The organism is Streptococcus infantis (assembly GCF_047465035.1).
GTDB classification, from domain to species: Bacteria; Bacillota; Bacilli; order Lactobacillales; family Streptococcaceae; genus Streptococcus; species Streptococcus infantis_T.
Window position 1 is genome coordinate 1 of the sequence record NZ_JASHAQ010000026.1, and the last position, 17,053, is coordinate 17,053.

The 17,053-nt window shown below is 39.9% G+C and carries 8 protein-coding genes; all 8 read left to right on the forward strand.

The genetic code is table 11. The features are described 5' to 3' along the window. Window positions 1–732 (forward strand): LPXTG cell wall anchor domain-containing protein (locus QM406_RS09245; protein ID WP_414274058.1); only part of this gene is annotated, 732 nt, incomplete at its 5' end. Between the two features lie 339 nt (window positions 733–1,071). Further along, on the forward strand, window positions 1,072–9,144 hold the full coding sequence (locus QM406_RS09250) for an SIALI-17 repeat-containing surface protein (RefSeq protein ID WP_414274059.1): 8,073 nt from the start codon (window positions 1,072–1,074) through the stop codon (window positions 9,142–9,144). 421 nt (window positions 9,145–9,565) lie between these two features. After that, the gene (locus QM406_RS09255) at window positions 9,566–9,934 is read left to right on the forward strand and encodes a hypothetical protein (protein WP_075231554.1); all 369 of its coding nucleotides are present in this window, start codon (window positions 9,566–9,568) and stop codon (window positions 9,932–9,934) included. Between the two features lie 132 nt (window positions 9,935–10,066). Next, window positions 10,067–10,759, forward strand: a complete 693-nt coding sequence (locus QM406_RS09260; RefSeq protein WP_070679035.1) for a phosphoglycerate mutase — start codon at window positions 10,067–10,069, stop codon at window positions 10,757–10,759. Window positions 10,760–11,752: 993 nt separating this feature from the next. Continuing rightward, window positions 11,753–13,414: a ribonuclease J gene (locus tag QM406_RS09265; protein ID WP_315640771.1), complete on the forward strand. Its 1,662-nt coding sequence runs from the start codon at window positions 11,753–11,755 to the stop codon at window positions 13,412–13,414. Between the two features lie 65 nt (window positions 13,415–13,479). Further along, complete coding sequence (locus tag QM406_RS09270) at window positions 13,480–14,259, forward strand: alpha/beta hydrolase (protein ID WP_414274060.1); 780 nt, start codon at window positions 13,480–13,482, stop codon at window positions 14,257–14,259. Between the two features lie 208 nt (window positions 14,260–14,467). Then, entirely contained in the window at window positions 14,468–15,697 is a 1,230-nt protein-coding gene (locus QM406_RS09275) for an aminoacyltransferase (protein ID WP_371561425.1), read from the forward strand. Window positions 15,698–15,701: 4 nt separating this feature from the next. Then, window positions 15,702–16,868: an aminoacyltransferase gene (locus QM406_RS09280; protein ID WP_414274061.1), complete on the forward strand. Its 1,167-nt coding sequence runs from the start codon at window positions 15,702–15,704 to the stop codon at window positions 16,866–16,868. Window positions 16,869–17,053 lie beyond the last annotated feature (185 nt).

The window sequence follows — 17,053 nt, forward strand, 5'->3', positions numbered from 1 at the left end:
ACAGATGCAGAAAAAGCTAAAGTAGCTGAAGAAGTTAAGAAAGCTAACCCAACTGCGACAGATGTTAAAGTTAACAATGACGGATCAGTATCTGTAACTTACCCAGATGGATCAGTGGCGACATTAATACCAGCGAAGACAGTTAAAGAGTCTGAAGCAAATGGAGCTAAAGTACCAGCTCTTACTCCAGTAGTAGATCCTAACAACTTGACAGATGCAGAAAAAGCTAAAGTAGTTGAAGAAGTTAAGAACGCTAACCCAACTGCGACAGATGTTAAAGTTAACAATGACGGATCAGTATCTGTAACTTACCCAGATGGATCAGTGGCGACATTAACACCAGCGAAGACAGTTAAAGAGTCTGAAGCAAATGGAGCTAAAGTGCCAGCTCTTACTCCGGTAGTAGATCCTAACAACTTGACAGACGCAGAAAAAGCTAAAGTAGCTGAAGAAGTTAAGAAAGCTAACCCAACTGCGACAGATGTTAAGGTTAACAATGACGGATCAGTATCTGTAACCTTTGCGGACGGATCAGTAGCAACAATTGCAGCTAATAAAGTTGTTAAAGAAGCTACTAAAGAGTCATCTGCTCAAGCACCATCTAAGAAAGCAGGAGCGAAAGAATTGCCAAACACTGGTACTAAACAATCTAACGCTTCACTTGGACTAGCACTTCTTGCAGCAGTGACAGGAGGACTCCTTATCTCTAAAAAACGTAAGGAAGAAGAGTAAACCATTACTCGGATAAAGCAAATCTTAGAATCTTGATTCTATGAGATTGCTAGAAAAGAAGCTGGGTAAAAACTCACTTCTAAATATCAAAAAAACGAGCATTTCCATAGTTGGAGATGCTCGTTGTTTCTTATTATTTTCATAAAAACTCTTGTGTATGAAATTGAAAATAATAGGAAGTTGAGAATGCTTGATAAACAGTATCCACTGATAAGAATCTTGTTAACGGTATGTAGCGTAAAATAATTTCAAGAGGCAAACAAAATCCTTGTTTATTGGAGGGAAATTCGATAAAATAGAAAGGATTTAATATTTTATTATAAAGGAAAAAGTTAAGTGATGAAACATCAATTTTACGGAGAAAAGCGCCAGCGTTTTTCTTTTAGAAAGTTATCAGTAGGTCTGATATCAGCGACTATTGGAAGCTTCTTTTTGGGTTCTGTAGTTGGGACTAGTACACAGCCTGTTGAAGCAGCAGAGTTAGCAGCGAATCAAGCTGTTCAGATTCAGTATAAGTATGTTATAGAATCAGAATTGACAGATGCTGAAAATGCGATGGTTGTTAAGGAACTTCCAAAATTTGTAGAGGAAAGTACAGATGCATACTACTTGGTTTATCGTCCTAAAAAAGAAGGAAGATTGATAGGAAACTTACCAAGTACTGGCTACTCCGGTATATGGGAAGCAATCTTTGCAACAGCTGGTATTGTTCTTGCGGTCTTGGTAATTTCTAAGGGGAAAAACGGGAAAAGATATCTATCTTCGATTTTATTGGTGACTGGACTAGGATCCATTCTTCTTTCTCCTTCAATACTTGCAGTTACAAATATTGAGCTAGCTGCTTATAATCAGCTTTTAAATTTGGGACTAGGAGAGCAACTACCTCAGCCCTTGAACATTGAAAATTTTGAATACATTGGTTATCTGAAGAGTCAGGCTATTTTGAAAAATTCTTTGGAGCAAGGTGAAGAATCTAAGCATAAAGCTAATCAGACTGTGAATCAATCAGTGGACGGATCTGAAAATGACAAAGCGGTGGCAGTATCAAAAGCAGATAGTTCAGACAAGTCGACAGATGAAAAACTGGAGCTTGTCAATGGAGCAAACCGAGTGCCATCGGGAAGCTCAATTTCTGATCGCTCTGAGTTACAATTATCTAGTCAAGATGAAAGTCAAACGCAAGTGCTTCCTTATCAAACAGAATATCGCTATTCGGATAATCTTGTTAAGGGGCAAACAAAGACCATTCAGGTGGGTGTATCTGGGGAACGTACAGTGATTACTCGTCGCTACAGTGCTAATCAGAAGGTGATAAAATCTGAGTTGGTGTTTGATCAAGTGACAGTCCAACCTATTTCAGAGATTATTTTGGTGGGCACGGCAGAAAGTAATCAATTGCTTAAAGAATCTCCTGTTCACGACTTGCCAGAGTACCCAGCTCCTGTGGGTACAGCTGGCACAGACCCAGCTCCCGTTCATGAAGTTCCAGAATATACAGATTCAGTAGGGACGGTAGGTATAGAACCCGCCCTCGTTCACGAAGTCCCAGCCTACACAGAATCAGTAGGGACGGTAGGTACAGAACCTGTTCCGGTACATGACGTTCCCGAGTACACAGATTCAGTAGGTACATCTGGTGACGAACCAGCCCCTGTTCACGACGTTCCAGAATATACAGAATCAGTCGGCACAGCAGGCGACGCCCCAGCCCCCGTACATGACTTGCCGGAGTATACAGATCCAGTCGGCACATCTGGTGTAGAGCCTACCCCAGTTCATGAGGTTCCCGAGTACACAGAATTAGTCGGCACAGCAGGTGCAGATCCAGCCCCAGTTTACGAAATTCCCGAGTATACAGAATCAGTAGGAACATCTGGTGTAGAGCCTACCCCAGTTCATGAGGTTCCCGAGTACACAGAATCAGTCGGCACAACTGGCGAAGAACCAGCCCTAGTTCACGACGTTCCCGAGTATACAGAATTAATCGGTACATCTGGTTACGAACCCGCTCCAGTTCACGAAGTCCCTGAATATATAGAATCAGTCGGCACAGTAGGTGCAGATCCCGCCCTGGTTTATGAGGTTCCCGAGTACCCAGATCCAGTCGGCACAGCAGGTGCAGAGCCTACCCCAGTTCATGAATTACCAGAGTATACAGATCAAGTAAATACGGTAGGTTCAGAGCCCGTTCCGGTACATGAAGTTCCAGAGTACATAGATCCAGTAAGTACGGTAGGTTCAGAGTCCGCTCCGGTACATGAAGTCCTAGAGTATACAGATCCAGTCGGCACAGCTGGTGATGAATCCGCTCCCGTTCACGAATTGCCAGAGTATACAGATCCTGTCGGCATAGCAGGTGAAGAACCAGCTCCCGTTCACGACGTTCCAGAATATACAGAATCAGTCGGCACAGCAGGTGCAGATCCAGCCCCAGTTTACGAAATTCCCGAGTATACAGAATCAGTAGGAACATCTGGTGTAGAGCCTACCCCAGTTCATGAGGTTCCCGAGTACACAGAATCAGTCGGCACAACTGGCGAAGAACCAGCCCTAGTTCACGACGTTCCCGAGTATACAGAATTAATCGGTACATCTGGTTACGAACCCGCTCCAGTTCACGAAGTCCCTGAATATATAGAATCAGTCGGCACAGTAGGTGCAGATCCCGCCCTGGTTTATGAGGTTCCCGAGTACCCAGATCCAGTCGGCACAGCAGGTGCAGAGCCTACCCCAGTTCATGAATTACCAGAGTATACAGATTCGTTGGGCACAGCCGGTGAAGCTCCAGCTCCAGTTCATGATATTCCAGAATATACAGATCCTGTAGGCACAGCTGGTGAAGACTCAGCTCTGGTTCACGAACTGCCAGAGTACACAGATTCAGTCGGCACAGCAGGCGACGAACCCGCTCTGGTTCACGAATTGCCAGAGTATACAGATTCGTTGGGCACAGCTGGTGACGATCCATCCCCAGTTCACGAATTCCCAGAATATACAGAATCAGTCGGTACATCTGGTGACGAACCAGCTCCGGTTTACGACTTGCCCGAGTATACAGAACCAGTCGGCACAGTGGGTGACGAACCAGCTCCCGTTCACGAAGTCCCATCCTACACAGCTCCTGTAGGCACAGCAGGTACAGAACCAGCCCTAGTTCACGATGTTCCATCCTACACAGAATCAGTAGGGACGGTAGGTACAGAACCTGTTCCTGTACATGAAGTCCCCGAGTACACAGAATCAGTAGGTACAGCAGGTGACGAACCCGCCCCGGTTCATGACTTACCAGAGTACACAGCTCCTGTGGGTACATCTGGCGAAGAACCCACTCTCGTTCACGACATTCCCGAGTATACAGAATCAGTAGGCACAGTGGGTGACGAACCAGCTCCGGTTTACGACTTGCCCGAGTATACAGCTCCTGTGGGTACATCTGGCGAAGAACCCACTCTCGTTCACGACATTCCCGAGTATACAGAATCAGTAGGCACAGTGGGTGACGAACCAGCTCCGGTTTACGACTTGCCCGAGTATACAGAACCAGTCGGTACAGCGGGTGTAGAGCCTACACCAAGTTTTGAACTTCCTGAGTTAGAGCTTAGCTATGTAGACGAAACGAGAGTTGAAAAAGTAGCCTTTAAGATTGAGGAGCAGTATACTGATGAGTTGGTCAAGGATTCACGTATTGTAAGTGTTTCTGGAGTGGAAGGCGAGCGTACGATTAGAACAAGAGTCTATTATTCAAATAACCAAGAATTGGATCGTCAAGAATTGTCAAATGAAGAGACCTTGCCACCAGTGACTCAGATTGTTAAGGTTGGAACAGCAAGTCCATTTATGATTCCAAATGATGCTCCAAAGATTGAAGCATTGGATGAATTTGATTTAATTCCACTCTACAATCTATTGTCAGAAGCAGAGCAAGTTAAATCACAGGCACGTTATTTTAACGATATCTTAACTCGCCAAACTAGTTACGATTCGGCACTCCTTATAGGTCAAGAGTTATTGACACAGTCAGAAGCTAGTCAAGAGCAAGTCAACCAAGCAGTTGCAAGCATTAAAAATGCGAAAGAGCAATTACAGGGCCCAGATGTTACTAAGGTAGCTTTACAAACAGAATACCGAGATAGTCAAGACATCCAGGATAGCTTCAAATACAAAAATGCTGACTCAGATAAAAAAACAAACTTTACAAGAGAATTTGCAAATGCAGAAACAGTTTTAGCAAATCGACTAGCTAGCCAAGTTCAAGTTGATCAAGCCTTAGCGAACTTGACAGCAGCAAGAACGGCTCTAAATGGAGTTGCAAAAGTTAGACCAAATCTAAGTATCCTCAGTCTTACAGAAAATCCAGAAGATCGTTCTGTTACAGTTCAGTACAACCTGACTGATGAAACTCAATCATTACGGACAGCTACAGCAGAATTATATGAAGGTGACCAGCTTGTACGCTCACTTCCGATTACGAATTTTGCAGGCAGTCTCAAGATTGGTGATTTGGATCATTATACAAATTATACTTTGAAGACAAAATTAACCTATGAATTAGATCAAGGCCAGGTTACAGACTTTGAAAAGGACAGTCGTCAATTTGAACTCGAGTATAAGAAAATTTCTATCCGAAATGTAGAGGCGGTTGAATTCTACAGCAAGGAAAATGATCAGTATAAACGCTTGATTTCTATGAACGCAGTTCCAAACGATTTGTCAAATTACTTTGTCAAAGTTAAGTCTGCCGAGTCGAAAGAAATGCTCCTGCCAGTTCAGAGTATTGCCGAAAGTACTAAAGATGGTAGGGAAGTTTATAAGGTTACTGTATCTCTGCCTGAGCTTGTCCAAGAAAGTGAAACGGGTTATAAACCAGGATATGACTTCTACATCAGCAAGTCTCATTCAAATCAGCAAGGTGTCTATACTAGTTTTGCAAGTCTGTTAGAAGCAATGAAGAGCAACATGGCAGGCAACTATGTACTAGGAGCTGATTTAGATGCTAGTGAAGTAAGCTTGGCAGCAAGCGATTATGTTTATTTACGAAACAACTTTACAGGTAGCCTTACAGGTAGTCATAATGGTAAACAGTATGCTATTTACAACCTAGCCAAGCCTTTGTTTGAAAATCTCAAGAGTGGTGCAAGGATTACAAATATCGATTTGAAGGATGTCAATATTGTTGGGACTTATGATTCTGCAAGCTTGGCCCGTTCTGCGGAAAATGCTCACATTCAAGATGTCTCTGCTCAAGGGCGAGTAGCTGTTGTAGGAAATGCCAGTCAGGTTGCAGGGCTAGTGGTTGTTGCAACTAACACACAAATCACAAATAGTTCCTTTACAGGTACTATCCAGACTAATGATAAGCAAATCAAGGCCTATAATGTTGGAGGTTTAGTCGCAAATCTGAAAGGAAATGTTTCCCTACTGACACAAAGTAGAGCAGATGTTACGATTTTAGCGAGTGCCAAGACTAATGAGCAACGCTTTGGTGGTTTAGTTGGAAGATTGGAAGCCAATGCTCGTATCACTAATTCCTATGCATCAGGGAAAATTCAGAATTCAACCAAGAATGGCCAAATTGGTGGAGTAGTTGGTTCAAATTACTACAATGGTTTGATTGACAACGTCTTGAGTAATGTCAGTGGATCAAGAGTTTATAGTATTTCTGGCGATCAAGGTTATATAAATGATCGTATCACCAATGCTTATGCAGTCGAAGGAATTGAAACTCTAGCAGAAGATCCATTTGCTAGCTCTAAGCTTAGTCTTGAAGAAGCCCAAGACAAGCTAGGAGAGTTTGGAATCACGACAAACCTGGACGACACCAATCTGAACCTCTATGCAGTAGATTATAGTAAGGCGAAGAAAGTAGACAGTAACCGTGCTATAGCTTACTTAAATATGGAAAAACTTCTGCCATTCTATAATAAGGAAACAATCGTAGCTTATGCCAACAAACTAGCAGAGGATCATAAGCTCAACACCAGCTATTTACTCGATGTAGTTCCGATGAAAGATCAGCAGATCATTACGGATATTCATGGAAATAAGACAGGCATCAATCGTCTCATGCTTCATTACGAAGACAATACCATTCAGTATCTAGAAGTTACCTATAAGGGAGGCTTTAAAAATAAGGCTATAGCAGAATATACCATCAAGGACTTGAATCTTCTCTATACTCCGGAAGCCTTCCTATCTGACTATAGCAAGATTCTCACCAAAGTTTTACCAGAGTTGAATAAGGTAGTTTTAGATTCAGCTGCTGTGAGAACGGTTTTAGGTATAAATGCAGAAACTTCTCTGGATGATCTTTATTTGGATAAAGCCTTTGATCAAGTCAAAGCTAACTTATCTGTGGAGTTACGAAAGGTTCTGGCTATGGACAAGTCCATCAATACTGAGGGAACTGTAGTAGCTGATTATATCGCTAAGAAAATCACCGATAATAAAGAAGCCTTCTTAGTTGGTTTAACCTACCTAAATCGTTGGTATAACATCAATTATGACACCATCAATGTCAAAGATTTATCTGCCTATAAGTTTGATTTCTTTGGTAATAACGATGCGTCGACACTAGACACGATCATTGCCTTAGGTCGCTCTGGTTTTGAAAATCTCAAGGCAAAAAATACTTATCAAACCTATGATACTTCCTTGTCTGAGGCAACTGGTAAGCGAGGTTTATTCAATTATCTTGAAAGTTATCGTAATCTCTTTTTGCCGTATAAGACCAATAATGAATGGCTCAAGGATAATACAAAAGCCTATATTATCGAGGCCAAGTCGGACATTGCAGAAGCTAAGGCGCTCCAAGACAATGCGAATGATAAGAGTAAGTACTCTGTCGGAGTTTATGATAAGATTACATCTGATAGTTGGGAACATAAGGGTATGTTGCTACCGCTTTTGACTATGACTGAAAAGGGTGTCTACATCATTTCCAATATGTCTACCATCTCTATGGGAGCTTATGATCGTTACCGAGATATTGTTGATGGGAAGGTCCGTACAGATGCTGAACTTGCTAGCTATGTTGAAGATCGAGTGAGAAAGTCAGCTAAATGGCAGAGAGACCATTACGATTTCTGGTACAAGATTTTAAGTGATGAAAGTAAAGATAAACTCTTCCGTTCGGTCTTGGTTTATGATGGTTTTGCTCTCAAAGATAAGAATGGTCAAAGATATTGGGCCCAACCACATGACAAGCAGTCCACTGCAATGCAGGAATTCTTTGGACCAGCTGGTAAGTGGTATCCAAGCAAGGGCTATAATGCTTACGCAACAGGAAGTATGACCCATTTTGACAATGCTCGTCTGCTAGAAGATTACGGAAACTCTGTTTATACACACGAGATGACACACAACTCTGATGGAGCCATTTATTTTGAAGGCTTTGGTCGTCGTGAAGGTCTAGGGGCAGAACTTTACGCTCGTGGTCTTTTACAATCTACACCAAGTCCAGATGAAGCGACAATCACCCTCAATACTCTATTCAAGGTTGATAAGGATTCTAAGACACGTCTCCATACTTATAACTTTAAAGAGCGCGTTCAGAATGAAGCAGACCTAAAAGATTACGTTCATGGTATGTTTGATATGATCTATACGCTTGATTACCTAGAAGCAAGCTCTATCTTGAAGCAGACAGATGAAGCCAAGATGAAGTGGTTTAGAAAAATGGAAAACTACTACATTACTGATAAGTATGGCAAACAAACCCATGCTGGTAACCAGACACGGACCTTCACTGCTGAAGAGATTAAGAAACTAAAAACTTTTGAATCCTTGATTGACAATGATGTCATTACTCGACGCGAAAACAAGGATAGTGGCAAGTATGCACGAAATGGTTATCTCAGTCTCAGTCTATTCTCTCCAATTTATTCAGCGCTTAGCAATCCAACTGGTGCGCCAGGTGATGTCATGTTCCGTCGTACAGCCTATGAGTTGCTGGCAGCTAAGGGCTATCATGAAGGATTTATCCCATATGTATCTGGTAAATTGTCAGAAGAAGCTCTGAAAGAGGGCAGCACAACTTGGGATGGATGGCTCGGAAGAGATGTTGGTCTAGTGACAGACCAGAAGGTTCTAGAAAATGTATTCAAAGGTGAGTATGACTCTTGGGCAGCCTTTAAGAAGGCCATGTATCAAGAGCGGATTGATCAATTGACAAAATTGAAGCCGATTACCATTGAGTATGAACTCAGAAACCCAAATAGTACGAAGCAAGTAACTATTCGATCTTATAAAGATATGCAAAGGCTAATGGATGAGGCGACAGCAGAGGATGTTCGTAATATTGACAATGCTACAAGCCGCGTCGAAGCTAGCTGGGTTAACTTACTGAAGAAAAAGATTTATAATGCTTATCTTCGTACAACAGATGACTTCCGTCAGTCTATCTTTACCAAATAAGCTGCAAAATTACTTTTAATAAGTAGCATTATCCCTAGGTCTAAAAGGACTTAGGGATTTTTGTTCTGGAAATTCATATATAACAAATTGAGTTTAGAATAGTACATCATAGTTTTTTTAAAGTATTGTTAGAAATTACTTTAAAATTACCTCATCAATTTGTCCATATTCTATTTCAATCTACTATAAAAAAAGGAATTTATAGCAGGTTGAATCTATAATAGTACATTACGACTGCTAAAAATATTTCTAGAAATTAGTTTGACTTTCCTAATTGAATTGTTCATACTTTATTTCAATTTACTATATGACTTAAGGAAAATAAAGTGCCACTGATGATATTGTGGTCTACTTGGAAAAGCTTTGAATTTAACTTAAAATATGGTAGAATAACAATTATTAAAATTTGAAGGAGACATTTATGAAGACAAAAACACTAGCGCAAATTGCTGGAATTATTGGGACTATCTCAGGCTCGCTCTTGGCAATTTTGCCAGTCGTAATATTAATGGTTGCATCTATTTTTGCGAATGAAGATTTTGCAGGAGTAGTTTTAGCGATTATCTTCATTGTTTTTACCTTAGTAAAAATCGCAACTCTCATTCTTGGAATTCTCTCTCTAATCTACTATAAGGATGATAAGCGCATATCAATGGCGCCATCTGTTTTGTTAATCGTTGGTTCTGTAGTAGGACTGATTCCATTTTTAGGCTGGATTGGTGGAATTGTCATTGTCATCGGTGGCGCCCTATTCCTAACAAGTTTGAAACAATTTCAAGTTCAAGAATAGTTGTTTATTGAGAGAAGGGGAGGTCACCTCTTCTCTTTTTAGTCGATTTTGACTAGCTTTTTTGTGAAAAATTGTGTAAAATAGAATAGATAAACGAGGGAAACCTCGGAAAATAAAAGGAGTATCCATCAAATGGTAAAATTGGTTTTTGCTCGCCACGGTGAGTCTGAATGGAACAAAGCTAACCTTTTCACTGGTTGGGCTGATGTTGATTTGTCTGAAAAAGGAACACAACAAGCGATTGACGCTGGTAAATTGATCAAAGAAGCTGGTATCGAATTTGACCAAGCTTACACTTCAGTATTGAAACGTGCGATCAAAACAACTAACTTGGCTCTTGAAGCATCTGACCAATTGTGGGTTCCAGTTGAAAAATCATGGCGCTTGAACGAACGTCACTACGGTGGTTTGACTGGTAAAAACAAAGCTGAAGCAGCTGAACAATTTGGTGATGAGCAAGTTCACATCTGGCGTCGTTCATACGATGTGTTGCCTCCTGCAATGCCTCGTGATGACGAATATTCAGCTCACACTGATCGTCGTTATGCTTCACTTGATGACTCAGTTATCCCAGATGCTGAGAACTTGAAAGTAACTTTGGAACGTGCCCTTCCATTCTGGGAAGATAAAATCGCTCCAGCTCTTAAAGATGGTAAGAACGTATTCGTAGGAGCACACGGTAACTCAATCCGTGCTCTTGTAAAACACATCAAAGGTTTGTCAGACGACGAAATCATGGACGTGGAAATCCCTAACTTCCCACCATTGGTATTCGAATTCGACGAAAAATTGAATGTAGTTTCTGAATACTACCTTGGAAAATAAAAAATTGTAAGTTTAGGATTGATTTATATCGATTTCAAAAAGTTACACAAATAATTCAAGCGAAGGATTTAGTTCTGTCTTGCACAGAGCTGAGTCCTTTTAGTTTGATTTTATACTCTTCGAAAATCTCTTCAAACCACGTCAGCGTCGCCTTACCGTATATGTAGGATACTGACTACGTCAGTTCCATCTACAACCTCAAAACAGTGTTTTGAGCTAACTTCGTCAGTTCTATCCACAACCTCAAAACGGTGTTTTGAGCAACCTGTGGCTAGCTTCCTAGTTTGCTCTTTGATTTTCATTGAGTATTTAAGTATAGTGGATTGAACCTAGAATAGTAGGCTACGGATTCTAAAATATTTATAGAAATTTATTTGACTTTCCTAATTTCTTTGTTCATATCTTATTTTAATCCACTATAATAATCAATATTGTTTACAATCTCATGTTACACTCGGTTCAGAGGCTTAAACATTTTCTCATAGCCTTAGAACGAGATCCCATTTCCAAGCACTAAAGAAGGGAATCATCGTGTCCTTTTTATTTATAAAAATACTTGTTATTAAAAAATTGATGATAAAAATCATGGTGCTATTCCTATCCTTGGTAGCTATGAGAGATAGTATACTCAGATTGGTCAATTTTGAAAGCCTCTGCTAACATGCTGTTCACTTGTTTTTGATTTGCTGAAATAGAAAGGGGATAAGTGCTCATTCATTATAAAAGCCATATAATGCTGACCAGCAGCCAAGAAAAATCTAACATTTAGGGCGCAGGTCATTCCTGTTTTTTACCAGCAAACTCTCCTCCAGTATCTGTAAGAATGATAGGAAAGAGATAGTTGAAGTCGGATTATGTGTGAGATTCATTTTGAAAATTAGTAAAAAAATGGTATAATGAATGGAAAAGATTCGGCTGAAAGTGAATTGGACTTTCAGAAAAAGAGAGCTTTTAAAGCTCTACAAACAGTTGAAGTGACTATTCGGAGGAAAAATGAATACTATTAAATTAACAACACTTGGTGGTGTGCGTGAAAATGGTAAAAACATGTACATCGCAGAAATTAACGACTCGATTTTTGTATTAGATGCAGGTTTGAAATACCCTGAAAATGAACAGTTGGGTGTCGATGTCGTTATTCCCAACATGGACTATTTGTTTGAAAATAGTGACCGTATTGCTGGGGTCTTCCTAACACACGGGCATGCGGATGCGATTGGCGCCCTCCCTTATCTCTTGGCAGAAGCTAAGGTTCCTGTATTTGGCTCAGAGTTGACTATCGAACTGGCCAAACTCTTTGTTAAGGGAAATGACAGCGTCAAGAAATTTGATGATTTCCATGTCATTGATGAAAATACAGAGATTGATTTTGGTGGAACGGTAGTATCCTTCTTCCGTACAACCCACTCTATTCCAGAAAGTTTGGGTGTGGTCTTGAAAACATCTGAAGGAAACATCGTCTATACAGGGGATTTCAAGTTTGACCAAACGGCTAGTGAATCTTACGCCACTGACTTTGGGCGTTTGGCAGAGATTGGTCGCGAAGGGGTCTTGGCTTTGCTTAGTGACTCAGCAAATGCAGATAGCAATATCCAAGTAGCTAGTGAAAATGAAGTTGGTGTAGAAATCACGCAAACCATTTCTGACTGGGATAGACGTATCATCGTTGCTGCGGTTGCAAGTAACCTTTCTCGTATCCAGCAAGTTTTTGATGCAGCTGCGGAGACTGGACGCCGTGTTGTCTTGACAGGATTTGACATTGAAAATATCGTCCGTACAGCGATTCGCTTGAAAAAATTGTCTCTAGCAAGTGAAAATCTTTTGATTAAACCAAAAGATATGTCTCGTTTTGAAGATCACGAATTGATCATCCTTGAAACTGGACGTATGGGTGAACCCATTAACGGCCTACGCAAGATGTCTATCGGTCGTCACCGTTATGTTGAAATCAAAGAAGGTGACCTAGTTTATATCGTTACAACGCCATCAATCGCCAAGGAAGCGGTGATGGCACGTGTAGAAAATATGGTTTACCAAGCGGGTGGAGTTGTCAAGCCAATTACTCATAGCTTACGTGTCTCAGGCCATGGGAATGCGCGTGATTTGCAATTGATGATCAATCTCTTGCAACCTAAATATCTCTTCCCGATCCAAGGAGAATACCGTGAGTTGGATGCCCATGCTAAGGCGGCTATGGCAGTTGGTATGTTGCCGGAACGGATTTTCATCCCTAAAAAAGGAACAACCATGTCTTATGAGCATGGGGACTTTGTTCCATCTGGTGCAGTGACAGCAGGCGATGTCTTGATTGATGGGAATGCTATCGGGGATGTTGGGAATGTCGTCCTTCGTGACCGTAAGGTCTTGTCAGAAGATGGTATTTTCATCGTGGCTATCACTGTTAACCGTCGTGAGAAAAAAATCATTGCTAAAGCTCGAGTGCACACGCGTGGATTTGTCTATCTCAAGAAGAGTCGTGATATCTTGCGCGAAAGTACAGAGTTAGTCAATCAAACAGTAGAAGATTACCTCCAAGGTGAAGATTTTGATTGGGCTGAACTCAAAGGTAAGGTACGTGATCATTTGGCTAAGTTCCTCTTTGACCAAACCAAGCGTCGCCCAGCTATCTTACCAGTAGTCATGGAAGCAAAATAGGATCAAATAGCAAGAGAAAGTCGAGTTTCGGCTTTTTCTTATCTTAAACGAATAAGGAGCAAGTTATGGCAGTAATGAAGATTGAGTATTACTCAGAAGTTTTAGATATGGAGTGGGGAGTGAATGTTCTCTACCCAGATGCGTCTCGGGTTGAGGAGCCAGATTCTACAGATATTCCTGTCCTCTATCTCTTACATGGGATGTCAGGGAATCATAATAGCTGGCTCAAACGGACCAATGTAGAGCGCTTGGTGCGAGGGACCAATCTAATTGTTGTCATGCCAAATACAAGTAATGGCTGGTACACAGATACTCAGTATGGCTATAACTACTATACAGCTCTAGCAGAAGAACTGCCTAAAGTGCTCAAACGCTTCTTCCCTAATATGTCTAGCAAGCGTGAAAAGACTTTTATCGCTGGTCTATCAATGGGAGGCTACGGTTCCTTCAAATTGGCCCTATCAACTAACCGTTTCTCACATGCAGCTAGTCTTTCTGGTGCTCTCAGTTTCGAAGAGTTTTCTCCAGAAAGTCAAAATCTTGGGTCGCTTGCTTACTGGCGAGGTGTTTTTGGTAAGCTTGATAACTGGGAAACTAGTCCTTATTCACTTGAAACCCTTGCTAATAAGTCAGATAAGAAGACCAAACTCTGGGCTTGGTGTGGTGAACAAGATTTCTTGTATGCTGCCAATAACCTCGCGGTGAAGAATCTCAAGAAACTTGGTTTTGATATTTCTTATAGTCATAGCCCAGGCAACCACGAGTGGTATTACTGGGAAAAACAATTGGAACGGTTTTTGGCAACCCTACCAATTGATTTTGTTTTGGAAGAAAGATTGAGCTAGTTTTTTTGTCGATAAAATAATATAGACTGTCCCTTTAAGATTAAAAATGAAAATGAAAGTTTGTTCTCACTAGACTTTTTAATTGAAAGTAGTAAAATGGTAGTAGAAACTTGGTGGAGATGATCTCTTAAAAAAGTGAGATGCCATTTCTTGGTGTTTTTATAGAAAAAATAATAATTTATATGAAGATATAATGGGAGGAGTTAAAGTGTTTGAATTTAAAGTAGGGATTTCGTCTCAAGAACATGATACTTTTGTTAGTCAACATCCACAAGTTAGTCTATTACAGAGTAGTTCTTGGGCAAAGATAAAAGATAATTGGGGGAATGAGCGTTTAGGTTTTTATAAAAATGGAGAATTAGTAGCTGTTGCAAGTATACTCATAAAAAAATTGCCACTTGGATATACTATGATGTATATCCCAAGAGGACCAATCATGGATTATCAAGATAAAGAGTTGGTAACATTTGTGATGAGAAGCTTAAAACAATTTGGGGCTAGTAAGCGGTCTGTTTTTATTAAGTTTGATCCGTCTCTGATCTTAAAACAATATCCTATTGACAAATCTTCTAAAGAATTTTCTGAGAATAGTATATCTATAGAAGCTATTCAAAATTTAAAAGATGCAAACTGTCAATGGTCTGGTAGGACTATAGCTATGTCTGAAACTATTCAACCACGTTACCAAGCTAATAGAATACTAAAAAAAGGTTTAGATTCTGATTTTCCAAAGCATACTAAGAGGTTAATGAAGGATGCTGTTAAGAGAGGTGTTATTACATTTCGTGGTAGCTTATCGGATATTTCAAATTTTGAAACGATTATAGCTTTAACGGAACGTCGTAAGAATGTTTCTCTGCGAAATCAGGAATATTTTCAAAAGTTAATGGAAATATATGGAGATGATTCGTATTTACACTTAGCAAAGATTAATATTCCTGAACGTCTAACGGAGTATAGAGAGCAGTTACACCAGATAAAAAAAGATTTGGCTGAAACAGACGAATATCAAAAGAAGCGTCTAACGAAATTACAACAACAGAAAAAATCTGTTGAAAAATACATTATAGAATTTCAAGAACTTGTTCAAAAATATCCGGAAGAAATAGTTATAGCGGGGGTTCTCTCTGTTTCGTTCGGCGATACACTAGAAATGCTTTATGCTGGAATGGATGATAGATTTAAAAAATTCTACCCCCAATATGTGCTTTATCCAAAAGTGTTTGAGGATGCTTTAAATGATGGTAAAAATTGGGCTAATATGGGGGGGATTGAAGGTACTTTAGATGATGGGTTAACAGATTTTAAATCCAACTTTAGTCCTGTTGTTCAAGAATATATAGGAGAGTTTACTCTACCGGTAAGTTTTTTGTATCAATTGGCCAACTATTTTTATTGCCTTCGAAAAAAATTAAGAAAAAAACATCATAGAAAGTAAGTTTATGAAACTGATTACACTCACTAAAGAAGAGTTTCAACGTTATTCGGAAACAGTTCCTAGCTGCTCCTTCATGCAGTCTGTCCAGATGGGAGATTTGTTAGAAAAGCGAGGAGCTCGAGTTGTTTATCTTTCTTTGAAACAAGAAGGAGAAATTCAAGTTGCAGCTCTGATCTATAGCTTGCCTATGTTAGGCGGTCTTCATATGGAGTTGAATTCTGGGCCTATTTATACCCAAAAAGGTGCCCTTCCAGTTTTTTATGAGGGATTAAAAGAATATGCTAAACAAAATGGTGCATTAGAGTTGCTTGTGAAACCTTATGAGACCTATCAAACTTTTGATAGTGAAGGTGATCCAATAGATGCTGAGAAAAAAAGTATTATTCAAGATTTGACTAATTTAGGTTATCAATTTGATGGATTGACAACAGGTTATCCTAATGGAGAAGTCAGCTGGCATTACATCAAAGATTTGCAAGATTATGATGCTGTTTCCTTATTGAAATCCTTTAATAAAAATAGTATTCGCAACATTCAGTCAGCCTTTGATTTTAATATTCTTATTCGAAATGCAGAACGGGAAGAAATTCCAACGTTCAAAAAAATTATTGAAGAAACAGGTAAAAGACAAGGTTTTGAGGATAAGAATTTAGATTATTACTTTAAATTGTATGATATGTTTGGAGATAAGGCGGATTTCCTAATTGCTGAAGTTAATCCGCAACAGTCTATAGATGCTTTAAATGTGAAGATGGCTAGTCTTGACAAGAAGTCGAAACAATTTCATCAGCAATACCAAGCCTTGCAAAAGAAAAAAGATTTTCTAACTAGCTTGGATAGTGAATCTGGCAATGTTGTTCTAGCTTGTGCTTTGATAATCTACACAAATACAGAGGCAACCTACTTGTTTGGGGGGTCGTACGCAGAGTATCAGAAGTTCTCAGCTCCATTTTTACTTCAATATCATGCGATGAAGCAGACAATGCAACGAAACATCCATCAATACAACTTCCTAGGGATTCAAGGGATTTTTGATGGTAGTGATGGCGTTTTGCGTTTTAAACAAAATTTTAATGGCTATATTGTACGAAAAGCAGGTACTTTCCGTTATCATCCATCGCCTTTAAAATACAAAGCTATTCAGTTATTCAAAAAAATATTAGGACGTTAAGATGAAAAAGCCAGTATTTAGTTTTCTTTTAGCTTGTTTTAGTAAAATAAAGTGGCTCTTTGTCAACTGTAGTGGGTTGAATAAAAACTAACATCTGGAGAGGACAATTGATGTCCTCTTCATTTTTATATTCAGAGCGATGAAAATTCGTTTCTTAAAGTTGTCAAAGTTCCGAAATCCAAAGG